Source organism: Cohnella nanjingensis (genome assembly GCF_014212125.1).
Lineage (GTDB): Bacteria > Bacillota > Bacilli > Paenibacillales > Paenibacillaceae > Cohnella > Cohnella nanjingensis.
This window is the reverse complement of sequence record NZ_JACJVP010000011.1, coordinates 131,344-156,688: the sequence shown is the minus strand read 5'-3', so window position 1 is coordinate 156,688 and position 25,345 is coordinate 131,344. Positions and strand designations below refer to the sequence as shown.

Sequence of the window (25,345 nt, the reverse complement as noted above, 5' to 3'; positions counted from 1 at the left end):
CCGTCGGCCCCTCCTTTACGTTTTATTGTTTTTCAAAAATTTATGGGCCGCCAGCGAAAGCGCGAAAATGAAAACGAACATGACGACGCCGATCGCGCTCGCATAACCCATCCGCCCCGACTGGAATGCCATCATGTACAGATGATAGGCCGGCACGTAAGTCGAATAACCCGGACCTCCGTTCGTAATGATGAGTTGAAGCCCGAAATCCTGGATCAATCCGATCAGCCCGGTAATGACGAAGAAACGGATCTGTCCCATGAGCAGCGGCAAATCGATTTTCCAGATTCTGCGGAACACCCCGCATCCGTCGATCACGGACGATTCGATGACCTCGCCCGAGATGGTAAGCAGCCCCGCCATATAGATCAGCACCGCCGTGCCGCCGATCCACGGAAAGCCCATGAAGATCACGCTCGGGATAACCGTATCCGGATTGCCGAGCCAATCGATCACCCGATTGTCCCCGATCGCTCCGACCATGCGCGCCAGGTTCGTGATCAGCCCCTGGCTCGGATCGAATACGAATTTCCAGATCAAAGTTCCCACGACGCCCGGAATGACCATCGGGAGCAGAATCAGCACCCGATACCCGTACTTCAGCCTGCTGCTTTTGACGGCAAAGATCATTTCCGCCATGATGAGCGGTACGATCACGCCGATGAGCAGTCTTGGAATCGTGAGGATGACAAGCGTAGGGATCGAATCGAGAAACACCTGGTCCCGGAAAATTTCCCGGAAGTTCGCCAGTCCGATAAATTCCTCCTTGCCGCTGAGGTTCCAATCGAAGAAAGCATGATACATGCCGCTAACCGGCGGATAATAATTGAATACGACGATCGAAATGAGCAGCGGCAAAAGAAACAGGTACGCTTGCCTTGCTCTCCACGCCTGCTGCAGCAGGCTGCCCGATGAACCGTCTTTTAAGGCTTGTACTCTCGTTCTCAACCGCAACAAGCTCCTTTTTTACTCGTCTCCGAATATATCGTCCATCGTATAATCGCTCTTCTTCCCTGCGGGATCCGGATCGGTCAGCTTCACGTGAACCGAAGTGCGCGCTTCAATCTGGATCAATACGGAATTCGATTGGTCCGAGAATTGGAGCTGAACGTCCTTGGCTTTGCGGATCGCGTTGGCGACATACGGATGGTAAGCGAATACCGCTTCGCCCGCTTCGTCCGTCTTCACCCGGTAGGCTTCGAAGCCGCCTCCGTCGGGCGCAAGCCCGAAGATGTCATGCCCTTCCACGGGAGCGTTGTTCTTCGTTACCTTAACCTTGACGGTCACCGTGCTCTGCCCGTCGGCGACGGCAGGCTGCGGGTCGATCGAGGTAACCTGGACTTTGTACTGCAGCGATCTCCAATAGTCGTAACCGGCCGCCAGTGCCACGATCAGCAGAACGATCAGACTGACCATCATTTTTTTCTTCATTTGTTCCACTCCGCCGCTTCAATTGTAGACGGGTTCGAAATCGACCCGGACTTTCCGTTTCAGCAGATCCATCACTTGATCGAACATCGCTTTCTGGGCATCGTAATCGGTGTACAGGCTTCTCATATCCAGCTTGACGGTTTGCTCCCCGGCGATGCGCGGTTTCAGAAGCTCGCTCTGCGCCAATTGACCGAACGTCCTTCCCCATTCCTTCAAGCGGCCGTCCTTATCGAACAAACCTCCGAATTTACTGATATCCGTTGAAGACGGCGTGTCGTATACCGGCCAAGTCGCCCACGCGGCGCTGTTCCCGATGGAGGCTTCGACCAGCGCCTTGCCCCATGCCGCCTGTTCCTCCTCGCTTCTCACCGCTTCGTTCGTATCGACCGAACCTCCGCCGTACCAGCCGTATTCGCCGATCATGATCGGCTGCTCCGCGTAACCATATCGAAGCCACATCATCATCCGGTTCAGTTCGAGCTCCATATTGCCGGGCGCCGCCCACGGGTCCCTTTTTAACGGATAGTAATGGATGCTCGTAAAGTCGAGGTAGTCCCGCAGCTTGTGCGGATTAAATCCGACGAAGGAGATAGCGGGATCCGCCACGTCCTCGAACGGAATCGGGTTCACCAACCCGATCGTCACGAGGTGGTTGCGGTCGCCGGAGCGGATCGCCTTGACCATCCGCGCGGTCCAATCGGCCGCCAGTTGCTCGCGGAACAGCTGATAGTCATAGAGCTTGCCGTCGTCCTTCTTGTACGATCGGTCCGGCACTTCCACGAATTCGAAATCCTGCACGGACGCCGCGGCTTCCCCCCAAGCTTCCTTGAGCTTTTCCAGCGTGACGTATTTCTTCTTCACCCATTGCCGCCATTTCCGGTCGCTGTCCATATCCCCTCCCCAGCCGATCTGGGGCTCATTGTACAAATCCCAGGCGAAGATCGCCGTCTCGCCCGCATACTTCTCTCCGATGGTGCGCCAAAAATGCTCATAGGCCTCCATGACGTATTCCGAAGCGAAAAGATGGCCGCTGTACCAGGACGGCTGCCCTTCCCAGAAATCGGGACCGGACATCAGCAGCTTGATATGATGCTTATCGGCAAGCGAAATGAGCTTGTCGAACTTCGCGAGCGCTTCCTCCGACACGGTATCGCGAGTCGGCATAAACGACTGCAACGTAAAAAACACCCGGGCGACGTTGACATGGATCGACGCCATCTGCTCGAAATGCTTGTCGACCGTCCGCTCGTCGAACTGCTCCCACAGCTTCGGCGCCCAGCCGGTATGGGGGTCGTAATAATTCGCCCCGAAAGGCACGAAAGCGTTTCCGGTGGAGAGCTCGACAAAACGCCAGTTATCGGCACCTACGCCGATCAACCCGGCAAGGCTTTTATCGGGATTCGCTTTATACATGGCCGCTGCGCTTGCTCCTTTTTTCTCTGGTTGGTCGGTATTCCTCCCGCCGGTCGCCGAATCGCACGAAGCCGACAGGATGGCGACGACGATCATAAGCAGCGTAAATAAAACGATAGAAGGAGACCGCTTCAAACAATGGCGAACATTCAACGAGGATCACAACCGTTCCGGTTATTGATAGAATTATATAGGGACCGCATCAAACCGGACAACGATGTCAAGGGCGCGTTCGTCCCTTGACATCATGGCCTGGTCCGCGAAAGAGATACCGATCAATACCCCTTCTGCCAGCCCTCGGTATTGACCTTGTTATCCTTGATGTAGCTGCTGATGTCTTTCTTTAGGGCAGCGTCGAAATTGCCGTAGAACGTTTTGTCGTCGATCATTCCTTTGAACCACATATCCAGCTGCCGGTTCAAGTCCGCCCTTCCGTTCGTCGTAGGCGCGCTGAGCCAGCTCGTCCCGTCGATGATCGGGAAGCTGTTTTTAAACCAGTCGTTCAATTCGGGAGGAACCTGCGTGCCTTTGACGGCGCCAAGAGCGGAACCTTTCTTCTCCAGCACCATCATCGATACGTTCTCCGGAGCCGTCAGGAATTTCAGAAACTCGACGGCCGCCTGACGGACGCCTTCTCCTCCGTGCGCCTTGATAGACGGCTCGATTATGTTGAACGTATGCTGGGCGGCAGGTTGGTAAGGGCCCTTTTCCGTATATTCGATTTTGGCAGCGAACGGCGAAGTCTTATCCGTAACGGCCGGCGGCGGGAACATGCCGAATTCGAACTTGCGCTGGGTATCGCTGAGCTCCTGCGGCAATCTCCACAGGCCATCCTCGATCATGGCCAGCTTTCCTTTCACCCATTCGTCCTGATAATCGATTTTGGCATACCCTTCGTTCAGCACCTCGGTGTACTTTTTCTTGATCTGGCCCCAGAACTGTTGAACGTTCTCGTTGCTTGCGAAATAGACGCCTTCGTAAGCTGCTCTGATCTGTTCGGGCAAATCGATTTTGCCATCCTTGTTATAGTCCACCCGATCCTTGATCTTCATGGAAAATGCCGGACCTACGCTGAACTGAACATCCCAGTTGTCTACGATGCTAGTTTTATTCCCGGACCAAGGTCCGATCGCATCGTAACCGGCGGCCTTGATTTTCTTCGAAACGTCCATCAGTTCTTCCCAGTCCTTCGGAATATCGACGCCGACCTTCGCGAATATATCCTTGTTGTAGTAGTAAGCAGTCGGGGGCCCCGGAAATACCGTCAACGGAATCGCGACGGCATGTCCGTTGAAATCCTTGAGCGGATCGAACACGTAGGACGGGAACAGGTCCGACCATTTCTCGTTTCCTTCGACATAGCTGTTGGGAGTCTTGAGCGCGTCGTCCATATTCATAAACCAGTTCTTGTCGGCCATCGTCGAACCGAAGGCGAACATAATGTCCGGCGCGGAATCGCTGGCGATCGCCGAAGTCATATATTGAACCAGCTGTTCGGCCGAATTGACGGGTGGGATATTTCGGACCCACTCGATCTTGACGTTCGGATATTTCTCCATGAACGCTTGCGCGATCAGATTCGTGGAAGTGAACACTTGCGGATTTTCGGCTGTCGGCTTGTCGCTGATGGAAGGCGTCAAGTTGTTCAGATCGACGAGCAGCCTGACCGGCTTGCCTTCATTAATGACGATTTTGTCGTCGGGGCTGGCCGATGGAGCAGGTTGGGTCGCCGTCGGCGACGCCGAAGGCGACGGATTGGCGTCGCCGTCTTTATTGCCGCCGCTGCATGCGGTAAAAGAAAAGATCATGGCGAGCGCCAGCGTGGGCATAAAGAATCGCATTTTCCTCATCGTTTCATATCTTCCCTTCTCGTTATTCAACGTTATAGAAAATGGTTGATTGCGCTTTCATAATTCCAGCCTAGGAAAAGCTTGCAACCCTTCGGGAAAACATGTCAAAATAAGATTTGAATCTTCGTCCTTTTTGGGACGAGCTTCAAGAACGGGTGGAAGAAGAAGATCATCAGCTTGCCGGCGAGTGACTTCTATCTTTTCGCCCGTTTTTTTTGCGTGCCACCCCCTGTAAATAGCCTTATCGAGACTGAGCAACCGTTATCGGCTTTCCGGTCCACCACCTCCCTTCATGGCCTCTACGACGGCTTTCCCGCAGGAAGCTCTTTCAATCAGCTTGACCGGCTGGATGATCTTGTGGCAATCGTGCGCCTCGGCCTCGATCCCTTTTACGACAATTTCCGCGGCAATGCGGCCGATTTCGTACGAATTTTGCTCGATGGTCGTCAGAGGAATTTCGATATGCGTCGACAGCTCAATGTTGTCGAAGCCGATGACCGACAGCTCTTCCGGCACTTTGATCCCCAATTCCAGCGCCGCCGATATCGCTTCGACCGCAATGTAATCGTCATCGGTCTGGATCGCCGTCACCCGTTGGTCGATCAGTCTCCGCAGCAATTCTTTCATGAACTGCTTATAATGGGGTTCCATAACCGGTTTGGGCAGCCCGCCGTCGATTCTCCGTTCTCTTAGCCATTCCTCTCGCAAACGCCGTACGCCCATCACGACGATCGCCGGGTCGATCGGTAGCCCGGCCTCCTTCAAAGCGCGGCAGTAACCGAAGTAGCGGTTGCGAATGGACGTGGCGCTTTCGATTCCTTCGGAGCAGATGAACGCGATCCGTTCATGCCCAAGCCGCAGCAAATGCCCGGCAGCCTGATATCCTCCGTCCAGATTGTCCGATACGACGTAACTGATCGGCACGCTCTCGAAATATTTATCGATGGTCACGATCGGGTAACGGGCCATATGCAAATCGTATAACAACTGCAGGTTGTCTCTGTCGGAGAAGGGGTAGAAGATGATCCCTTTGACCCCCTTGGCCACCAAATCCTCGATGACATTCTTCTCGTCCTCCAAATTCATGCCCGTGTCGCGGACGGTCAGGAAGTAGTTTTTATTCTCCAGGTAATTGTTGGCCCCTTGGATATAATCCGATAATTTCCCGACCGTTGCTTCGCAAGGGAGGACAAGCGCGATCATTTCCGGCCTATCGGTCGCTTCCGCCGCGTGCGCGGCTTTGGATGCCGCGCGCTTGGGGGAGACAAAGCTTCCTCCGCCGCGTTTCCTGTAAATCAGTCCTTGGTGCCTGAGCTCCTCAAGCGCCCTCCTGGAAGTAATTCGGCTGACTTCGAACCGCTCGGCCAGCTCGGCTTCCGTTGGCACCTGCTCGTCTTCCGTGAGCTCTCCGCTCTCGATGATGTCGATCAAGTAATTCATGATTTTTCGGTACAAAGGTTCTTTCACCGAATCGGCCATGCGCTATTCCCACCTAATTTGTTATAGTTTTCGTTCGTTAATGTCGCGGTTTCTCCATATTAATGCCGAATTTGTTATATATATTTCATACATTCACCTGCAACTGCTTGTAAGTTGATATAACAATATTAATGAAACCGCTTCAACGTGTCAACCCTCAAAATACGCTGCGAACGGCGCCTCTTCCAGGCAGTCAATCCCTTCGAACCGAATGTCCCTGCATCGGCCCCGCCTGTCGGACAAGTTGTAGATATACACCTCTGTTCATTTTTCCGGCATTCAATAACGGAATAAAACAAAAAGAAGCCTTGAATCACCAGGCTTCCGGAATTTGTATGGTTGAAGAATAAGTCTTGGGTCAGCGAGCCTCCCCTTGACGCAGCTCATTGCAAATAATGCGTCATTCCGATCATCGCCAGCAATCCGAGAATGAAGGAGAAGGTGGACGCCCGCTCGTTGCCGTCGCCGTGACTCTCGGGGATCAGCTCCTTGTACACGACGAACAGCATCGCCCCGGCCGCGAATGCGAGGCCGTAAGGCACGATTCCCGCAAAGCTGCCGGCGAACCCGTAGCCGAGCGCGCAGAAGACGAGCTCCACCAGGCCCGTCATGACCGTCCAACCGAGCGCTTCCCTTCTGCGCATGCCATGCGTGAGGAGGAATAGCGAGATCAGAAAGCCTTCCGGGACGTTCTGCAATCCGATGCTCAAGGCGACGATCGCGCCGAGGCTTTGGTCGTCGCTCCCGTAGCTTACGCCGACCGAAAGCCCTTCGGGCAAATTGTGCAGCGTCATCGCGGCCAGGAACAGGTAGGTGCTTCCGATTCCGCGCTCAGACGGATCCGCGGCATGTCGGGGCTCCTCGTGCGGCACGAAGCGCTCCATCAGCGTCAATATGGCGGTGCCCAGCAGGATCCCCGCCGTCAGCACGTACAGATTGGACAGCTTGAGGGCGGAGGGGATGAGGCCGTACGTGGACGCCGAGACCATGATGCCGGCCGTGAACGCCAGCAGCACATCCCGGCCGCGGTGCGTCACCCGCGTGAACAGCATCGCCGGGAAGGCGCCGATCGCCGTGCTCAGCGAAGCGGCGAGACATCCCGTCAGCAGCATATTCATCCACGCGCCTCCCTTCGATCGGACAAGTTGGTTGTGCCATCTTATGCGGATCGAAGAGAGAAAAGACCGGAATGTCCCGCCGGGGACGCCAAATGAGCCGGCCTAAACCCGCTGCCGCAGCGCTTCGGTCAGCAGCAGCAGGACGAGGCCTTGACCGTACAGCGTCGGGAAGACCGGCACTTCGCCGTAGGCTTCGACGGAGTCCAGCACCGGCGTGCCGCCGGAGACGCCGGCGACCGCGCCGTCCGCGCCGATGCAGTCCAGCACGGCGGACAAAGCCCGCTCGGCATGATCGGCAAGCGCGGCAGGGACGAGCCCCATGGCGGCCGCCTTGAACAGGCCGCAGGCGATGCCGGCGGAGCCCGACGTCTCCGCATAGTAGCCGGGCCGATCGAGCACGGTCGGCCACAGGCCCCCGTCGCTCTGCCTCGCCGCCAGCGCCTCCGCCAACCGGAGATACCGCCGCTTGATCTCCCGAAGCGTCTCTGCGTCCCCGGCCAGTCCCTCGACCTCCTCCAGGATCATCGGAATCCCGACGGCGTTCCAGGCGTTCGCCCGGTTCCACTTGGCGGCCGACATCCAGTCCCCGGCTTCGCAGTTCCGACCGTGATAGAGCAAGCCGCTCTCCTCGTCCTGCAGCGCTTGGAGATGGAGCAGCGCCTGTCGCAGCGCCTCGTCGGCCATGCGCCCGTTCGCCAGCAACCGCGCGGTGCGGGCCAGGAACAGGACGGCCATGAAGACGGTATCCGCCCAGATCTGCTCGCTGAACGAAGCCTGCTCCGTGACGGTATGCTCGTAGGCGCCGCTGCGCGTACGCGGCGCTTCGTCCATCAGCCACCGCGCGATCGCTTCGGCCCTCTCCGCGTAGTACCGCTCGCCCGTCTCCCGATACAGCCGGGGGAAGACGGCGAACGGCGCGATCGCGTTGATCACCTTCACCGTCTCGGACTGCCCGAGATTCCGTCTCGTCCAAGTCTCCACGTCTCGCAGCACTTCCCCGCGGGCAGACGGCTCCCCGTAAGCTTCCGCCGCGATGAGGCCGACGCCCGGATTCCAGTCCCAACGGTCGATATTCATCGCCCAGTCGGCCCATTTATGGTCGCCCCATTCCTCGGGCTTGCTGTGCATCATGTACCGGTACACGCGGCTTGCCGCTTCCTCCAGCCGCTTCTCGTTCTCTTTCATCTTCTGGCTCTCTCCTTTTCTCTTCGGACGGTGCTAGAGATATTCATTGCGGTATTCGGTCGGCGTCAGGCCGAACTGTTTTTTGAACGTCTCGCGGAAATAGTCCTGGTCGGTGTAGCCGATCCGATCGCAAATCTCGTATATGCGGATGGCGGGGTCCTTCAGCAGCCGCGCCGCTTCCTCCAGGCGCAGCCGGACGATCAATTGGTTGATCGTCATCCCCGTCACCTCCTTCACGAGCGAATTCAAATATTTGTCGCTGAGCCCGACCGAGGCGGCCACCTCGGACAGCGCCAGCTCCTTGCGCGCATAGGCTTCCTTCAAATATCGGAGCGCTTGCTCGACGAGCTTCTTCTTCTTGAAATCGCCGGGACCCGCGCCCGCGGACAGCGTCTCCGTCAAGCGCGGCAGCTCCTCCCGCAGCCGCTGCGCCGCGTCGGCGCTGCCTTGTCTAGCGGCCCGCTCTTCGCGCAGCTCGCGGACGACTTGCTCGAATACGCGGACGATCTCGCCCGGATCGATCGGCTTCAGGATATATTCCTGAACCTGCAGCTTGATCGCCTGCCGGGCATGCTCGAATTCGTTCAGGCCGGACAGGATGATGCACCGGATGTCCGGCTTGCGGGCCTTGAACGCCTCGATCAGCTGGAGGCCGTTCATCTTCGGCATGCCGATATCGGTGAGCAGCAGATCCGGCGCTTCGCGATCGAGCCAAGCCAGCGCTTCTTCCCCGTTCTCGGCGGCGCCGATCAGCGCGATCCCGAGCCGCTCCCACGGGATGGAGCGCGCCAGCGTCTCCCTCACGGTCTTCACGTCCTCCGCGATCAGCAGCTTGAACATCAGGCTTCCGCTCCTTTCTCCCTTTGGGAACGATTCGTTTGGTACGGCAGGACGGCTTCGACGCAGGCGCCCGCGTCCGTCTGCACATAGCGCAGGCCGTACGCTTCCCCGCAGTGCAGTTGAATCCGCCGGTGCACGTTCATCGTGCCGTAGCCCGAACCCCCGCCCTCCGCCGCGCCCCCGGCCGGTTCCGGTTCGCCTGCGGATGCTCCCGGTCCGCCTGCGGGCGGATGCCGGAGCGCGCGGTTCATCGCCTCCGCGTCGCAGCCCCGGCCGTTGTCGGCCACGCGCAGCACGAGCGACTCGCCGTCGACGCGGGCCGAGATCGCGATCCGGCAGTCGTCCGTCCGGCCGGCGAAGCCGTGGACGATGGCGTTCTCCGCCAGCGGCTGCAAGCAGAAGTGCGGGATCTGAACGGCCAGGAGATCTTCAGGAACCTGGATGTCCACGCGCAGGTCCTCCATCATCATCCGCTGAATATGCAGATACGCTTCGACCTGCTTGATCTCGCCCGCCAGCGAGATCCAGGTCTGCCCCCGGTTCAGGCCGTACCGGAACACGTTGGCCAACGACCGCACGATCGCGCCCGTCTCCTCATCTCCCGAGAGGATCGCCCGGCAATTGATCAAGTCCAGCGTGTTGTACAGGAAATGCGGGTTGATCTGCGCGTTCAACAGCTCCAGCTGGAGCTGGCGGCGCTCGATCTCTTCGGCGAACGACTTCTCGATCAGCCCGTGCAAGGTGACGAGCATGGAGGCGAACTTCTGGTTCAGCGCGTCCACCTCGTAGATGCCGGAATGCGGCGCCGGCAGCGGCTCCTCGAAGGCCAGCACTTCCGGACGCTGAACGGCGCCGACCAGACGCGTGATCGGCACGGTGACCCGGACGACGATTCGGCGGAGCCAGTAACCGGCGATCAACAGCGCGGCCGCGGCCGTGACGGCGCCGATGGCCGAGATGGCCCACGTATACCGGTTGAAGTGGCTCTCCGGCACGACCGTCAGCAGCTTCCAGCCGTTGTCCATCGTCTCCTGCATCACGCGATGGCTCTCTCCGTCGATCCGCGCCACGAACGAGCCTCCGGCGCCCGCCGCCGCGCGGACGTAAGGTAGCTCGCCGACCGGCTCCAGGAATCGGTAGCGTTCGCTGAAGATGACCCGGCCGGCTTCGTCCATCAGCAGATGATATCCCTGCTTCAGCGCGGCGTTGTCGAAGGCGCTCCGAATGCTGCCGGTATCCGCCCCGATGATGACCGTGCCGATGGCCCGGCCGTCCTTGATGCTCGTCTTGCGCGTCGCCGAGTAGATCATCGCGGCGCTCGCGCGTCCCGCCTTTTGCCCCCACCAGGCGTTCTGCCGCTCCCCGCCGCTCAATGCCTTGTACCACGGCTGATCCTTCAGGTCGTCGTCCTTGTAGATGCCCGTGACCGGATCGTAATGATCGGTGGCGAGCGCATAGAGCCCGCTTCCCGGTCCCAGCGCGACGGATACCGCGTAGGATTGCTGGACGACGCTGCCGGAGCCCGAATCGTTCAGGAGCGACAGCAGAGACAGGTTCTCCAGATTGGCCTGCAGCGCGAAAAAGTCTTCGACCGCTTCGAACGGCGCCGGATGGTCGCTCTCCAGCAGGTTCTCGATCGACTGATTCGTCAGCAGGAAGGCCGCCATGTTGTTCATCGTATCGAACTGGTACTCCAGGTTCCGGCGGACGAACGACGTCGACTGTTCGGCCAACTGCCGGGTGTGGTCGTTCTGCACCCGAATGAGGATGTAACTCGCCGACACGGCGAACAGCGCGATGAACGTCACGATCAGCGCATAGATTGGGAGACTGAGCCGGTGCATCAGACTCGACTGGCGATGGCGTTTCTCTCGGTTGGCGGCCATGGTCTCCCTCCCCTCCTCGACTGTCGCCGGATTCCGAACCCGCCGTTCGCGGGAGATCCGTTTTCCCTACAAGTCTATGGCCGCTGCAAATATTCGATATCTTGACGCAAGCTTGCCGCGAAGGCGGCAGCGATCTTTTTGCCGCTCTGCGCTTGAATCTCCTGCAGCAGCGGCTGGTAGTTCGTTTTCTTGCCTTCCGCCGCATCCTTCTGGATCTTCTTGGCCATGGCCAAGAGGCTTTGCCATACGTCCTTCTCCTTGATCCAGCCCTGCGCGTAACCGTAATTCAGCATGTCGTCCAGCTCTTCGACGTCGAAGGTGACACGCAGCGTCGCTTCGAACGTCGACCGATTGCCGGCCTTATCCGTAGCTTCGGCGGACAGCGGATGATCCCCTGCTGCCAGGGACAACGGAGCGACGGCGTAGCCGCCCGGGATCGGACGGCCGTTCAAGGTGAAGACCGCGCTCGCGACTCCGCTCAGCGCATCTTGGACTTCGAAGGTCAACTTCCCCCGTCCCAGCCTGGATAGGGTCGCCGGACCGGTATAGCGAATCGTCGGCGCGGTGCCGTCCACCGTCACGGCGGCCGCCGCGCGGAACCTCCCGCCCGCCGCCGTCGCGGTCAGCTCGGCCTTGCCTTCGGCTCCCGCCCGGAAGCGCCCGTCGCCGGACTGTTGGACGACCCGCTCGTCGCTGCTCGACCAAGTCACGCTGCGATCGGCGGCATCCGCGGGCGCAACGGTCGCCGTGACGGCCGCTTCCTCGCCGGGGCGAAGGAGGAGCTTCTCCGGCGCGACGGCGATGCCCGTCACCGCGACGGGCGGATCGATGAACCGGAACGCGTCGTACTGCGACGTATTCTTGGCGTCGGCCGTGCCGGGCGTCCATTGGATGAAGTCGTCCCGGCCGTTCTGGAGATCCGCGTCGTTGACGGCCACGTTCAAGCCGATTCGGCCGCCTGCCGCGGGCCGAAGATCCTTGACGTACGCGGAGGGAATCAACAGCTCGTAGATCGTCCGGTGCGCCGCCTCGTCGCGGACGGCGGCGAACGGGACCTGCCCGCTGACTTCGCCGTTCGGATTGGGCGCCGTCGCTTGGAAGATCTGCACGAGCTTCGCCCCCGTATCCGTGAGGGCGAAGCCCCACTCGACGTCATCCGGCCCGTAGGGCGACTCCCGGTTCAGCAGCGGATCTAGGCTGATCTGGATCGAGTCGTTCTTCCACAGATTCGCCGCGTTCTCGGACTGCTTGTGAATGTCGTCCTGAACCGAAACCGCCATATACAAGCCGTTCTCCGACCATTTGGCGTAAGCCGTCGCTTCCAGATTGTCCGGATCGTGGTACCCGCTCGCCTGCTGGAACTTGCTGCGCAGATGGAACGGATACGCGTCCTGCCAATCGGACAAGTCCGCGTCGACCGTCACGCCGCGCGCGCGCTGCACCAGATTGAAGTCGAGCGGCATCGCCGCGTCGCGGAAGATCGTCTTGCCGCCGGCCGCCTCTTCGATACGGAGATCGACGGGATATTCGTTGAACGGCGTGGCGGCATGATCCGTCCACTGGAAGTCCAGACGCAGCTTGTCGCCCTTCTTCAGCGCGCTGAAGGCGTTCGTCGTCACCGGCGCCAGCAGGGCGCCGTCCGGACCGCGCATCGTCACGGTGCCCGACTTGTCGGCGGTGGACGTGCCCGTAAGCTCCACGGTGACGACGTTCAGCTCTCCGATCGCCTGTTGAACGGGCAGCAGCCGGGCGCCGATGCCGTCCTCCACCGTCAATTGGGCTTTGACGGTATCGATGACGGCGCCGCCGTAGCGGATCTCGAACGCGATCTCGTATTTCCCTTTACCCGCGTCGTCCGGTACGAGCACCGAGTAAGGCAGGTCAAGCGAGCCGTGCGCGGGAACGGTCACCGCCTCGGCTTCCGGTGCCGTCTGCGTCGCCGACCAGCCTTCCGGCAGCTTCAGCACGGCCTCGACTTGCCGGGACGCGTCGGTATCGTTGACCAGCGAGAGCGTATAGGCTTGGGTGTGCCCGGCCTCGCCGTTGGCCTGGATCGGCGTGACGCCGGCCCGGACGCCGATGAAGCGGATCGGCTCGGAACCGACGATCGCCTGCGCGGCTCCTGCGAATTCTCGCGCCAGCAAGTTGTAGGCGTAGCTCTCCGCATAGGCGCCGCGCGCATGGGCGGCTTCCGCCAACCGGCCGTACCGGTTCATCCGGAGCACCGCCGCGGCGGAGACGGGCAGGATGCCGGCGTCGCCCTGCTTGGCCGCGAAAGCCGCTTCCGCCGCCTGCGTCGCCGCTCCGTAATCCAGAACGTTCGGTGCAGCGCCGCGCCGGGCGGCGGCCAGCGAGACGGAGGCGCGCTCGGCCAGATTGTAGACGGCCTCCATCGCCACGTTGCCGGGCGCGCGGGCGATCGAGCCGTTCGCGATCTGTCCGGCCAGCGCAATCATGAGCCCGTAGCCGTTCTTTATCCCCTGCTCGAGTCCGGCCGCTCCCGCCGGATCGCCGGCAGCCGTCTTCAGCGCGGAGACGATCCGCTCAAGCTCCGCCAGATCGCCGTCGACGACGGTCCCGTTGCCCCCCGCGCGCAGCTTCTCCAGCTTGGCGGAGACCTCGCCGCCCTTGGCCACAAGCAACTGGGCCGCGGCTTGTCGGACGAAGTCGGCCGGCACGCCGGTCAAGTAGACGGGGGCGCTCCCGACGGTCAGCGGCGTTACGCCGTTCGCCGAAGCGAGCGGCAGCGGGACGCCGTTGATATCCTTGGCCGTCACGCCCGCCGCGTCGAACGGCAGCGAGATGACCCCGGTCGCCGGCTTGACGGCCGGATCGTCCTTGGCGTCGACCTTCCGCCAGGCGACGACGACAGGCTCGCCGTCGTTCAGGAATACCTGCACCGATACGTCCGGATCTCCCGCATCCCAGGTGCCGGAGTACCTCGCGCGATCCAGCTCCGTCATGAGCTGGTTCACGGCCGCGTAGGCCAGCTTGGGCCGTCCGTCGTTGTCCGTGATGCCCCAGAAGATGTCGTAGTAACGATCGTCCGTGCCGTCGTTTTTATAGTTGTAATATTCGTAGGCTTTGACCTGATCCATCGTCATGTAGTTCAGGAACGCGCGGACGATATAGTCCCGCTGCGTCTCCTCCGAGACGGAAGGATAACCGGCCTTCGCCGTCGGCCAGCCGCCCTCCGTCAAATAGTAGTCCTTCCAGCCCCCGTAGGCGTCGACCAGATCCTTGACGCCGCCGATCAGATTCGCGAGATGGTCGTCCGGCATCGAATTGTAGACGTAGGGATGGAACGAATAGGCATCGGCATAATCGTATGAGCCGAGCGCCAGCTCCTTCGGCAGCACGCTGAGCACGCTGGAGGTATGATCGCCGGCCAGCAGCATCGCATTCGGGTCCGCCTTTTTCATATTCAGATAGGCGACCTTCTGGAGCTGCACGAACTCCTCCGGGATGTACGGCTTGGAGAAGATCTCCGGCTCGTTGGGCATCTCCCACTGCCGGATCTTCCCCTTGTACCGGTCGACCGTCCGGTAGACGAAGTCTCCCATTGCCTGCAGGGCGGCGGTCGTATTCGCGATACCGCTCTGGTAGTACGCGTTCTTGTCGATGCCGAGCACGGTGATCTGGTTGAACCCGTAGCCGTAGAGCTTGTTCAGCAGGGCATCCGAGTCCCGATAATCGTAGATCTTGGCGCCGGAGGCATCCTTCGCGTTCCGGTCCACCGCCTCCCAGACGATGCCGGACCGGTGATGCCGCGCGCCCAGCTTGCGGGCGCCGTCGATGATGTCGTCCTTCCAGTTCAGCGCGTAGTGCGTGTTCAGGCCGAAGACGCTCTCGTTGTCGAGATCGGGCGCCCGGACCGGCGCGGCGCGGTTCGCGATCGCGATGCGCATAACCTTCGACAGACCGGGCTCCGCGACGTCGTCGACCGTGAAGTCCGCCGACACTTCGTACGTCCCGATCGCGCTCAGTCCGGGGGCGAAGGATAGCGTATCGGCGATTCGCTCATCCGCCCCAAGCGCGTACGTCTTGCTGCCGGAGACGACGAGCGACTTGTCCCCGTCCGCCCGGCGGACGGCGTAGTCGATCCGGAAATCGTGCGCCGCCGCGCCGGCGTCCAGCGCCAAGCGCAGACCGGGCGCGTCCTCCGGCGTATAGATGCCCGTGTAGTTGCCGGACGGCTGCAGATCGACCACGTAGGGCAGCGCGATCGGCGCAATCTCGAAGTCGTCGACCATCAGGTCGATGCCGCCGACCACGTTCCATTGGAAATAGCCCTTGGTCAGCGCCAGCGGATCGGAGTCCTCGCCGCTTGCCGTCTCGATGCCGTCGATGAACAGTTGGTGCTTGATGCCGCTCACGCGCAGCTCGTAAGTATGCCAATCTCCTAGCAGCGACTGCACGTAATTGGCGATGTAGTAATTGCCGCCCAGCGTCGTCTTGCGCATGAGGAAATACTTCGAATTGTGGGTCGCCCACTCCATGGCGTTGTTGTTCGCGTCGTCCGTCGCGCGGTACCGCAGCCGCCAAGTGTTCTGAACCGCGTCGCTCGTGCGCTCGTACTTTGCCTTGAACTTCACGATGAAGTTGTCCGCGTTCTGGTACATGGGCAGGTTCAGCTTGGCGCTGCCAGACCCGTTCAGGCGCAGCACCTGATTGCCGTCCGGAAGCTTCGCGATCCGGGCGCTCCCCCCCGTCGTCCAGCCGGCCGGCGCACCGTTCGGCGCGTCCGCTTCGAAGTCGTTCGAATACGGCAGGAGCGCGCCGATCGGCACGACGATCTCGCCCGTCGCCGGGTACCGCGCCGTCCGTCCCGCGTCATCCCGCACGGCGATGAAGTAGCGGATCGATCCGGCGCGGTTCGTGCCCGGGATCACGGCCGAATAGGTGGCGCTCCCGACGGAGGCGGCCTGCAGCGCCTGCGTCGGTATCTGATCGCCATAACCGTAATAGACGCTGGCCACGACCGAGGAAGCGCCTTCATCCGCAACCGTGAAAAGGACGGGCAGGTCCGTATAGTACGGCACCTCCGCCGCCGGCGTATGCTGAATGGCCAAAGCGCCCGCCGGCCCGGAGATTTTCCGCACCTCTACTTGATCGAAGGTAGCCGACACCGCCGGCCCGACGCTCTTCAGGGCGAAGCCGACGCCGCCCGCCACGAGCGACGCATCGGCGAAGGCGGCGACCCGGACCCCGTCGACGTCGAGCGCGAAATTGCTCCCTTGCGCCTCGATCCGGTATTGATGGGCATCCGTCAACCGGAAGCCGGGCAGCGCCGAGGCGATGTCGACGGTCGACCCGACCTGCACGCTGGCCGCGGCGTTCGGATATTTCCACAATTCGACCCGGCTCGTATTTTTGAACTCGAGAAAATAATAGCTGGTGCCGGAGCTGTAGCGGAATAGCGCCCGGAAGCGGTCGCCTTGCGCAAGGAAGGAGAAGCTGTAGTCCGCGTTGCTATAGGCGAACTTCGACGCCTTCACGACCGCGCGCTGCGGGGACGTCTCGGCCGTCGCGCCCGACAGCGCCGCCTCCGTCCCGCTCCCCTGGACCTGCCAGGCCGCGCTGCCGAACGTGTCCCAGTTGACGAGACCGCCTTCGAAGCCGTCCGCGAAGAGAAGGTCCGACGGCGATGCCTGCGCTTGCGGACTTTCCTGTGTTTGCAGACCTTCCGGCGTTTGCAGACCTTCCGGCGCTTGCGGATCTTCCTGCGCTTGCGGATCTTCCTGCGGTTGCGGATCTTCCTGCGCTTGCAGACCCCCAGTCGTTTGCTGGCCGGCCGAAGTTTGCTTCACGATCGGAGCTTCCTGGACTTCCGGAGCTTGCTGCGCTGCCGCCGCGAGCGGATAGCCTTGCAGCATCAGTGCCGTTGCGAGGAGCAGAACTAGCATTTTGAACCGCTTGCCCATTTCGGAATCGCCTCCGCAAATGGCAAAGCAGCCCCCGCCGATCCGGGGCTGCCGGAATCTGCGGGTGGCCGTCCTGCCAAGCTTATTTACTTGCCGGCTTTCTTTTGGAACGACTCTTCCAGCTCTTTCAAGATCTGATCGCCGCCCTGGGACTTCCACTTGGTCACGAAGTCGTCGAACTTCTTGATGTCGGCGCCCATGATGATCTGCGTGAAGACCGAATCCCGCATCGTGTTCAGCTCGACGAGCTTGGCGATCTTCGTCGGCGAATCCAGGTAATTGGAAGCGTCCGTGATCTGATACTTGTTGTTGATCGCGACGTCGAGCGACTGCGAGAACCGCAGCGGGAGCGATTCGAGATAGCGCGGCCAGCCCTTCAGGCCCGGCGCGAACAGATAGCTCTGCGTGCCGCGGAAGTTGCCGTTCTTGTCCTGCTGCGTCTGAGGATCGACCAGGTCGGTGACGGTCTTCAGCTTGCCGTCCACGATATTGTAGTCTTCGCCTTCGATGCCCCAGACGGTCAGCATCTGATTCTCGGGCGAGAGCGAATCCTCGATGATCGACAATACTTTCTTCGGATCCTTCGTCTTCGTGCTGATCGCGTTCATCTGGGAGAACGGAGCGCCCATCGGCGCGACCGCGGTGCCGTCCTTGCCGACCAGCGAACCGAGCAGCGTCAAATACTTGAAGGGCTCTTCGGCTTGGTTCGGCAGCTTGCCGTCCGCCGCCAGCTTGCCGCTCTTGATCAGCTCGTTCGTCTCTACCTGCGTGTCGTAGTCGTTGGCGGTCGACCACCAGCCCATCCACGAGAACAGCTTGCCGCTATAGAGCTTCGCGCGAAGCTGCTCTTCCTTGATCGTCGCGAACTCCTTGTCGATCAGGCCTTCCCCGTACATCTTCTGCAGGAACAGCAGCGCCTCTCTCATGCGCGGATCGATGTCGAAGTTGCTGAACTTGCCGTCCTGCTCCGTGAAGAAGCCGGGCGTGACGCCGAACGCGCCGAAGACGTTGTCGAAGGAGTTGTTCGCGTACTTCGTCTGGCCGATCTGCGCCGTATAGCCGCCGAGCGGAATGACGTCCGGCTTCGCCGCCTTGATCTTCTTCAGCAGCTCGTAGTATTCGTCGAGCGTCTTCGGCGCTTCTGCGCCGACCGACGACATATAGTCCTTGCGCAGCACGAGATTCCAGCGGTATCCGGCGCCCGGGCCCCCTTGGTAGGGAATGCCGTAGATCTTGCCGTTCACCTTCGCCTGCTCGAACACTTCAGGCGGCACTTCCTTCATGATGTTCGGCGTGTCCTTCTCGTTGACGAGATCGGTCAAGTCGACGAAGGCGCCTTGCTGCGCGTACTTCTGGAAGTCGTCGGCGAAGTCGATTCTCGCCACGTCCGGAATGTCGTTGCTGGACATTTTCAGGTTCAGCTTGGTCTTGTACTGCTGGACGTCCACCATCTCGGGGACGATCTGGATGCCGAGCTTCTTCTCGATCGCCTGCTTGACGACGTCCTTCGTCGGGTCGTACGGCAGGGAGATATCCTGCGCCTTCAGCCATTTGAGCGTATACGGCTGCGCATCCGACGCCGACGGAGAAGCCGATGCAGATGCCGATGCCGAAGACGAGCCTTCCGGCGACGGAGAGGACGAACCTCCCGCTTCCTCTTTGTTGCCGTTGCCGCATCCCGCCAGCGTAAGCGTGCCGACGAGCAGCACCGATAATGCGCCGTACCCCCAGCTTTTGAATCCTTTTGTCATGTCTCGCAATCCCCCTAAGATTGTGTTCCTATCCTTTAACCGAGCCGATCATCATGCCCTGTTCGAAATACTTTTGGATGAACGGGTAGAGGATCAGCATGGGCAAAGCCACGATGACGATGGCAGCCATCTGGATGCCGATCGTGGGCGGAGGCGTCCGCCCCGCCGCTTCTAGCAGCTCCGGCGGCAAGCTGGAGCTCGCGACGATGGTGCGCAGGACGAGCTGGACCGGCGCTTTGTGCCAATCCGTCACGTACAGCAAGGCGTTGAAGAAGTCGTTCCAGTACGTCACCATGTAGAGCAGGCCGACCGAAGCGATCGCCGGCATCGAGATGGGGATGACGATCGAGCGGAGAATCCGCAGCTCGGACGCGCCGTCGATGGCGGCTGACTCCCGCAGACTCTCGGGGATGCCTTCGAAGAACGTCTTCATGATGATCATGTTGAACGCGCTGAAGGCCATGACCAGAATGAGGACGTAATCGGTATTCAGCAGCCCCAGCTGCTTGATCGTGATATAAGTCGGAATCATGCCGCCCTTGAACAGCATGGTGAACACGAAGATCAGCAGCAGGAACCGCCGGCCGGGCAATCTCTTCTCCGCGAGGGCGTAGGCCGCCATCGCGGTGAGGAGCAGCGCCAGCAGGACGCCTCCCGCCGTGTTGCGGAGCGTAACGCCGTAAGCGCCGTAGATCAGCGAGCCCTTCTTCAGCAGGTAGGCATAATAATCGAAGCTGAAGGAGGTCGGGAACAGCACCATGCCGTTCTTGGCGCTGAAGACGGAGTACGGCGTGACCGATACGCTGATCACATACCAGAACGGGATGACGATCACGACGGTCAGGAGGGTCAGCAGAATGTAGTTGGCGGCGCCGAACGCCTTCTCGCCTCTCGTTAGCTTCATGGATCCGGTTCCCCCTTGTCAGAAAATGCCCGAATCATTGATCCGTTTGGCGAGATGGTTGGCGAGCAGCACCATGGCGAAGCCGATGATCCCTTTGATGACGTCGGCGGCCGCCGCCAGGCTAAGACTGAATTGCTCGATCCCGATCCGATAGATATAGGTGTCGAGGATATCCCCCACTTCGAATACCATCGGGTTGTACAGGTTGATGACTTGATCGAGGCCCGCGCTCATGAGATAGCCGACTCTCAGAATGAAGATGACGATGATGGTGCTGGTGATGCCCGGCAGCGTCACGTGGCGGATTCTACGCAGCCGCGATGCCCCGTCCACGATCGCCGCTTCGTACACTTCCGGATTCAGTCCGGCGATGGCGGCCATATAGATGATGGCGGCCCAGCCCATCTCCTTCATCGCGTCGGTCACGACCAGGATCGTCCGGAAGTAGGCAGGCTCGACGAGCAGGTACGCCGGCTTGCCGCCGAACCATTCGATGACCTTGTTCACGATGCCGGTCTCCGGGGAGAGCAGCAGCGCGATGATCCCGCCGTACACGACCCAGGATACGAATCTCGGCAGATAGACGGCGGTCTGCAGCGTCTTCTTGAACCAGACGACCCGAATCTCGTTCAATGCAAGCGCTAACAGGATCGGGCAGAGAAAACCGCTGATGAGCTTGTACAGGCTGATGATCAGCGTGTTCTTGAAGGCGTTCACGAACATCTCCGACTCGAATAGCGTGCGGAAGTACGTCAGTCCCGCCCAATGGCTGCCGGAGAACCCTTGAATGACGTTATAGTCCATGAACGCGATGCTGATCCCGTAGAGCGGGAGATAATCGAACAGGATCACCCAGGCCAGCGCGGGAAGCAGCATCGCGTACAGCCACTTGTATTTCCATACCCTCCTTAGCTGCCGGCTGAGCGGCTGTTCTCGTTGTTCGGCCCTGCTGACAGTAACGAGTTCCATCTGTCCTCCTCCGATTCTTCTCTCTAGCTTTCTTGTAAGTGCTTACAGGTATTAGATTAACGGAAGCCCGAGCGTCCGAAAACCGGAGGGAAGGACGATATTACCCGGTAAAAGTCGCATGCCGGCCTTGGCGTCTAAAGGAGATAAAGCGCTCGGAACGGTGCGTTCGTTCGGAATGGCACTTTCGATCGAAAGGCACGGTTGCTCGATAAGACTCATTCGTTCGTTAAGGCTCGATTGTTCGATAAAGCTCATTCGTTCGATTAGGCTCATTCGTTCGGAATAGCTCAATTAAACGGGTTAACGCCTCGTCTCGAGCAGGGTTTTGGCCTGAGATAACCGTCGAAACGGGTTAACGCCTCGTCTTGAGCAGGGGTTTGGCCCGAGATAACCGTCAAAACGGGTTAACGCCTCGCCTCGCTCATTCGTTCTATGGCTCGATGGTTCGGAACGACGCGATCGTTCAGGAAGGGACCGGCGCGTCGCCGATCCCTTCCGAAAGTAGAGCGGACGTCAGTTCAGCGGCCTGACCGTCACCTGGTCGACGCTCATCGTCACCGCCGTCCCCGCGCTCTTCAACGCGAAGCCGATGCCCCCTGCAGAGAGGGAAGCGTCCGTGAAGACAGCGACGGGCGTGCCGTCCAAGATCAGCTTGAAGGTATTGCCGTTGACCTCTACTTCATAGGCATGCCAATCCGCCAGAGAGAATCCGGGCAAGACGGCGCCGATATCGACCGGCGTCCCGACCTGGACGCTCGCGGATGAATTCGGATATTTCCACAGCTCCGCGACGTGCCCGTTCTTGAACTCCAGGAAGTAATAGCTGGTGCTCGAAGCGTACCGGAACATCGCGCGGAAGCGGTCTCCCTTGGCGTTGAACGCCAGCTTGTAATTCTGCGTCTCATAGGGCAGTTGGGACGGCTTGACGACCGCGCGCTGCGGGAACGTCTGCGTCGTGGTGCCGGTCAGCGCGGCCGAAGCTCCGCTGCCTTGGACCTGCCAGTCCGTGCTGCCGAACAGATCCCACTTCGCGAGCCCCCCGTCGAAGCCGTCCGCGAACAGCGGCTCGGCCTCCGCCGGTCCCTGGGAGATCGTCCAATTCGCGAAGTTGTAGGTCAGCCGCTCCGCGCCCAGCGTCGCCGTGAAGGTGCTGCCGTTCGGGTCCTGCCGCAGCCAAGGCGTGTCGAACAGCTTGAACGCGTTGTAGTCGATCGGCGTACCGTTGATTTTGTGCGTGCCCGCATACGCCGCCGCGGCCTCGTCGAAAGTGATGTCCATCGTGTCCCCGCGCAGGCTGCGGTAGATCAGGCGCGGGTTGGTTTCGTCGATATGGCTCGCGTCGACCGTCGTATTCGCGAGCACGGCGCTCTTGAAGCCGGCGAAGTCGGCGTATTCCGAAGCGTCGGCTGTCTCCAGCACCCAGCCGTTCTTGTCGGCCTGGCTGCGGAGGATGTCGTAGCTGTACAGCAATTGCGCCGTCGGATGCAGCTGCGCCGTCGTCTTCACTTTGTTCGCCGGGTCGGTTGACGTCTGATGGTACCAGGCGTAAGGCTTGATCATCTTGAACGCGAAGTACATCGTCCCGGTATCGGCGAACACCCATCCCGACTGTTCCTGCCGGGCGACGATCGAGCCCGTGTCCGGGAACATCGCGTTCAAATAATTGGACGTCGGGCTGTTCAACAGCTTGTAGACGCCCACGGCCGCCGGGCCGTCCTGCATGATCCGCTGGTTGGCGGGCTGGCTGTAGTTTCCGATCGGACTGTTGCCTTGATCCGCCGACAGCCGGAACAGCGGATTCGGCGCGTCGGAGTGCCAGCGAAGGACGATCGGCAGATCCTCGATCCAGTTGTCCACGCGGCTGTACTGCACCTCGGTCGCCAGCCCCCACGCCGGCTTTACGTACGCTTGCCGGTAGATCTTCATGCCGCGTCCGCTCGAATTCTGCAGGTTCGTCTTGCGGGACGCGTAGTCCTTGGCTGCGTTCTGCCCGATCTGGATCGCCATCGCGGGCGGCTCGTAGGTCATGCCACGATAGACGACGAGTCCCAGGTATTCCAGGAAAGGCCGGTACATCGAAGGCGCCGTGCTGTCCGACTCGCCCACGGCCTGCTGCGCGCGGTGCGCGCCGAAGTACGACCAGGCCAAGGAGGTATGGTCCGCGCCTCGCCAGGCCGGATCGTTCGCCGAGACCGAATCGCCCTTCGCCCGGCTGATGGAGGAGATGCTGTAGCCGTCGATCCAGTCGTTCGCCCACTCGAACCATATGACGTCCATCGCCATCTTCGCCTTCTGCCGCAGGTCCGCTTCGTCCGAATATTGGTAGAGGGCGTTGAGGCAGAAGTAGGTCATGAACGTGTATTCCGGGCTTTCGTATTCGGCCCAGCCCTTGCGCACGCCGGCTTCGATCATCGCTTCGATATTCGCTTTGTTCAAGCTCTTCAGCGCCGCGCCGGCATTGCCGTTCAGATCGGCCAAGTCCGGGAAGTATTGCCCGACCAGGTACCCCGTCGCGTAGTTGCTCATCCGCAGATTCTCCGTCTGCGGGAGCGCGGCATAGGCGTACGAGGCGAAGTACTGCCTCACGTGATCCATCATCGTCGCGTCGAACTTGTCGCCGACCATCAGATAGGCGTACATCTTGGCCATCGTCTTGTACTGCTCCCAGTCGTAGGTCTTGAACAGGTTGTCCAGCTTCGTCAGATTGTTCGCGACGTTCTGTCCGTCCGCGATCTGGGCGACATACTGCGCCGTGTTGATCGGTCCGCTCTCTTCCTGCATCGTCTTGGTCTTGTTCCATAGCCAAGCTTTGCGGGTCTCGATCGTGCCGGGGAATGGCGCGTACGCCGCTTCGGGCGGCGGCGCTTCGCCGATCGCGACCTGGTCGAATTCGGCCGTGGCAAGCCGCGTGTTCGTATGGCTCGTCACCGCAAGTCCGACGTAGACGGTGTCCGGTAGATTCACAGCGTCCTTCTTGATCAGCGTCCAGTTCTCGCCGTCGCTCGAATCGTAGGCGCTGATCCCGCCGGCATCCCGCACCAGCTTCACCCAGTAAGGCGCCTGTGCGCTCGTCCCGTTCGTCAGCGTCGACGCGCCGCCCGCCTGCAGCCGGTCCTGGAATACCACGCCATGCGTAGGCGTCATCGCCATCATCGCGTAGGGCGACTGTTTGTCCAAGCTCCCGCGGATCATGACGCCCGCCTTCGTCCACTCGGCCGCGTTCTGGACGCTGGCGACGCGCGCCACGATCTGGCCGTAGCCCGTCCATGGCCGGTAGACGAAGCGGAACGCGTCCTCAGTACCCCAGATGTCGCCCCCGGACGCCCGAACCGTGAACTTGCCGGTAGTCGCATCGTAGACGGCGCTGCCCGCGATCCCTACGCTGCCGATGTCCCGGTCTCCGAACGGCGCCGGCAGGCCGCCCGCCGACGGATTCGTCGTCACCGACAATTCGTTGCTGGGGACCGAGACGTTCCCCGCGCCGTCCTTCGCCTTCACGGTGAAGAGATAGGTCGTGTTCGGCGACAGGCCGAGCACTTCGGCCGACGTCGCCGGGCTGCCGACCGACTGCGCCAACGCGCCGTCGCGGTAGATGTCGTACACGCTGACGCCGACATTGTCCGTCGCGGCGGTCCAGCTCAGCGTGGCGCTCGTATCCGTCTTGCTCGCGAGCGTCAGCCCGGCCGGCGCCGTCGGCGGCTCGTTGTCCTGTACCGAGCCGACCTCGTAGATCGCGAGATCGTCGATGATATAGGCTTCGTCCGTGCCGCCGGTATCGACGCGCACCGAGAAGCCCAGTTCCACCGTGGAGATCGTGCGCTGGCCGCCGTTGGGCGTCACGGTGAATCGGTAGCCGGCAATGTCGCCGTCGTTCACCGTCATTAGGCCGCCCGAAGTGTTCTGATAGGCCGCCGTGCCCATAATGCTAGTCGCGGCTACCGGGAAGCGCGGCACGAGGACGTTGTCGAAGTTGCCGAACTGAATCTGGGCGTAGATATCTTTGGCGACGGGTTTGTCGCTCGCCGCGCTGCGCTTCAGCTTGTATTCGAGCACGAATTCGACGGGCTGGCTCCCGACCGGCTGATTGTAGATCTGATTAATTCGGTTCTTCAACGTGCCGCTGGACCATCGTTGGTAGAAATAGCTGGACAAGTTCGACCCTTGCGAGGCGTCCCGCAGCTCGAGCGCGTTGCCGCCGTCCGCCTGCACGATCTGCTGTGAGCCGCCGGACGCGCTGTTGGCCAGGATGAACGGGCTCGTACCTCCGTCGAACCGCACGTCCATATCCGCCGCCAGCAGATTCACCATGGCCTGCGAGGAAGCTTCCTCCGCCCGGGCATGCGGACCGGCCAAGCCGGACAGGCCGCCGAGCGCAAGCGTCAGGGCGAGCAGCCCGCCCGCGAACTTCTTCTTCATCATTCAGATCAACCTCCATCATGGATTAGAACCTCAAGAAAGCGCTTGCGAAAATGCTTATCCCTTTCGCTTCCCTTTCCGTCGCGGACGTTTGGTCCTCACCCCCTCTCCAACTCCAAACGGCTTCGCCTTCTTCCCGGAAGAAGGCGGCACGTTAGGAAAGGTCGTAACGAAATGAA

The 25,345-nt window shown here is 60.7% G+C and carries 16 protein-coding genes; 1 reads left to right on the top strand and 15 read right to left on the bottom strand.

The features are described from left to right. Positions 1-15 precede the first annotated feature (15 nt). Genes H7C19_RS08630 through H7C19_RS08620 form a run of 3 tightly spaced genes read right to left on the bottom strand, consistent with a single transcriptional unit; the run spans position 16 to position 2,844 of the window. Positions 16-948: a carbohydrate ABC transporter permease gene (locus tag H7C19_RS08630; protein WP_185142237.1), complete on the bottom strand. Its 933-nt coding sequence runs from the start codon at positions 946-948 to the stop codon at positions 16-18. Positions 949-966: 18 nt separating this feature from the next. Then, positions 967-1,431: a hypothetical protein gene (locus H7C19_RS08625; protein WP_185142236.1), complete on the bottom strand. Its 465-nt coding sequence runs from the start codon at positions 1,429-1,431 to the stop codon at positions 967-969. 18 nt (positions 1,432-1,449) lie between these two features. Next, positions 1,450-2,844 carry a beta-galactosidase gene (locus H7C19_RS08620; protein WP_185142235.1) on the bottom strand — a complete coding sequence of 465 codons (1,395 nt, stop codon included), beginning with the start codon at positions 2,842-2,844 and terminating at the stop codon, positions 1,450-1,452. Between H7C19_RS08620 and H7C19_RS34215 the strand changes: the two genes are divergently transcribed. Further along, positions 2,843-3,025: a hypothetical protein gene (locus tag H7C19_RS34215; protein WP_221469115.1), complete on the top strand. Its 183-nt coding sequence runs from the start codon at positions 2,843-2,845 to the stop codon at positions 3,023-3,025. The two genes, H7C19_RS08620 and H7C19_RS34215, sit on opposite strands and share 2 nt — an antisense overlap. A 94-nt stretch (positions 3,026-3,119) precedes the next feature. On the opposite strand, the gene H7C19_RS08615 is transcribed toward H7C19_RS34215, so the two are convergent. The 12 genes from H7C19_RS08615 to H7C19_RS08565 form a co-directional block, all read right to left on the bottom strand. Beyond that, positions 3,120-4,694: an ABC transporter substrate-binding protein gene (locus H7C19_RS08615; protein ID WP_185142234.1), complete on the bottom strand. Its 1,575-nt coding sequence runs from the start codon at positions 4,692-4,694 to the stop codon at positions 3,120-3,122. A 261-nt stretch (positions 4,695-4,955) separates the two neighbouring features. Next, positions 4,956-6,173, bottom strand: a complete 1,218-nt coding sequence (locus tag H7C19_RS08610; protein ID WP_185142233.1) for a GntR family transcriptional regulator — start codon at positions 6,171-6,173, stop codon at positions 4,956-4,958. Positions 6,174-6,556: 383 nt separating this feature from the next. Then, entirely contained in the window at positions 6,557-7,291 is a 735-nt protein-coding gene (locus tag H7C19_RS08605) for a ZIP family metal transporter (RefSeq protein ID WP_185142232.1), read from the bottom strand. 102 nt (positions 7,292-7,393) lie between these two features. Further along, positions 7,394-8,476 carry a glycoside hydrolase family 88 protein gene (locus H7C19_RS08600; RefSeq protein WP_185142231.1) on the bottom strand — a complete coding sequence of 361 codons (1,083 nt, stop codon included), beginning with the start codon at positions 8,474-8,476 and terminating at the stop codon, positions 7,394-7,396. Positions 8,477-8,509: 33 nt separating this feature from the next. Continuing rightward, a complete protein-coding gene (locus H7C19_RS08595; RefSeq protein WP_185142230.1) occupies positions 8,510-9,316 on the bottom strand; it encodes a response regulator transcription factor in 807 nt (268 codons plus the stop codon). Then, positions 9,316-11,202, bottom strand: coding sequence for a cache domain-containing sensor histidine kinase (locus H7C19_RS08590; RefSeq protein WP_185142229.1), 1,887 nt, complete (start codon positions 11,200-11,202; stop codon positions 9,316-9,318). Before H7C19_RS08590 ends, H7C19_RS08595 begins: the two co-directional genes overlap by 1 nt. Before the next feature lie 74 nt (positions 11,203-11,276). Further along, positions 11,277-17,126, bottom strand: a complete 5,850-nt coding sequence (locus tag H7C19_RS08585) for a sugar-binding protein (RefSeq protein ID WP_185142228.1) — start codon at positions 17,124-17,126, stop codon at positions 11,277-11,279. A gap of 86 nt (positions 17,127-17,212) precedes the next feature. Further along, a complete protein-coding gene (locus H7C19_RS08580; protein WP_185142227.1) occupies positions 17,213-18,877 on the bottom strand; it encodes an extracellular solute-binding protein in 1,665 nt (554 codons plus the stop codon). A gap of 28 nt (positions 18,878-18,905) precedes the next feature. Continuing rightward, on the bottom strand, positions 18,906-19,781 hold the full coding sequence (locus H7C19_RS08575; RefSeq protein WP_185142226.1) for a carbohydrate ABC transporter permease: 876 nt from the start codon (positions 19,779-19,781) through the stop codon (positions 18,906-18,908). Between the two features lie 18 nt (positions 19,782-19,799). Beyond that, positions 19,800-20,750 carry an ABC transporter permease gene (locus H7C19_RS08570; protein ID WP_185142225.1) on the bottom strand — a complete coding sequence of 317 codons (951 nt, stop codon included), beginning with the start codon at positions 20,748-20,750 and terminating at the stop codon, positions 19,800-19,802. A gap of 51 nt (positions 20,751-20,801) precedes the next feature. Next, entirely contained in the window at positions 20,802-21,005 is a 204-nt protein-coding gene (locus H7C19_RS34210) for a hypothetical protein (protein ID WP_221469114.1), read from the bottom strand. A 258-nt stretch (positions 21,006-21,263) separates the two neighbouring features. Next, on the bottom strand, positions 21,264-25,169 hold the full coding sequence (locus tag H7C19_RS08565; RefSeq protein ID WP_246469376.1) for a fibronectin type III domain-containing protein: 3,906 nt from the start codon (positions 25,167-25,169) through the stop codon (positions 21,264-21,266). Between the last annotated feature and the right edge of the window lie 176 nt (positions 25,170-25,345).

Bases quoted from the DNA above. Each gene is read 5' to 3' on its own strand.
- H7C19_RS08625 (WP_185142236.1), bottom strand. From the start codon at position 1,431: ATGAAGAAAAAAATGATGGTCAGTCTGATCGTTCTGCTGATCGTGGCA.
- H7C19_RS34215 (WP_221469115.1), top strand. From the start codon at position 2,843: ATGGCCGCTGCGCTTGCTCCTTTTTTCTCTGGTTGGTCGGTATTCCTC.
- H7C19_RS08620 (WP_185142235.1), bottom strand. From the start codon at position 2,844: ATGTATAAAGCGAATCCCGATAAAAGCCTTGCCGGGTTGATCGGCGTA.
- H7C19_RS08615 (WP_185142234.1), bottom strand. From the start codon at position 4,694: ATGAGGAAAATGCGATTCTTTATGCCCACGCTGGCGCTCGCCATGATC.
- H7C19_RS08610 (WP_185142233.1), bottom strand. From the start codon at position 6,173: ATGGCCGATTCGGTGAAAGAACCTTTGTACCGAAAAATCATGAATTAC.
- H7C19_RS08605 (WP_185142232.1), bottom strand. From the start codon at position 7,291: ATGAATATGCTGCTGACGGGATGTCTCGCCGCTTCGCTGAGCACGGCG.
- H7C19_RS08600 (WP_185142231.1), bottom strand. From the start codon at position 8,476: ATGAAAGAGAACGAGAAGCGGCTGGAGGAAGCGGCAAGCCGCGTGTAC.
- H7C19_RS08595 (WP_185142230.1), bottom strand. From the start codon at position 9,316: ATGTTCAAGCTGCTGATCGCGGAGGACGTGAAGACCGTGAGGGAGACG.
- H7C19_RS08590 (WP_185142229.1), bottom strand. From the start codon at position 11,202: ATGGCCGCCAACCGAGAGAAACGCCATCGCCAGTCGAGTCTGATGCAC.
- H7C19_RS08585 (WP_185142228.1), bottom strand. From the start codon at position 17,126: ATGGGCAAGCGGTTCAAAATGCTAGTTCTGCTCCTCGCAACGGCACTG.
- H7C19_RS08580 (WP_185142227.1), bottom strand. From the start codon at position 18,877: ATGACAAAAGGATTCAAAAGCTGGGGGTACGGCGCATTATCGGTGCTG.
- H7C19_RS08575 (WP_185142226.1), bottom strand. From the start codon at position 19,781: ATGAAGCTAACGAGAGGCGAGAAGGCGTTCGGCGCCGCCAACTACATT.
- H7C19_RS08570 (WP_185142225.1), bottom strand. From the start codon at position 20,750: ATGGAACTCGTTACTGTCAGCAGGGCCGAACAACGAGAACAGCCGCTC.
- H7C19_RS34210 (WP_221469114.1), bottom strand. From the start codon at position 21,005: ATGAGCTTTATCGAACAATCGAGCCTTAACGAACGAATGAGTCTTATC.
- H7C19_RS08565 (WP_246469376.1), bottom strand. From the start codon at position 25,169: ATGATGAAGAAGAAGTTCGCGGGCGGGCTGCTCGCCCTGACGCTTGCG.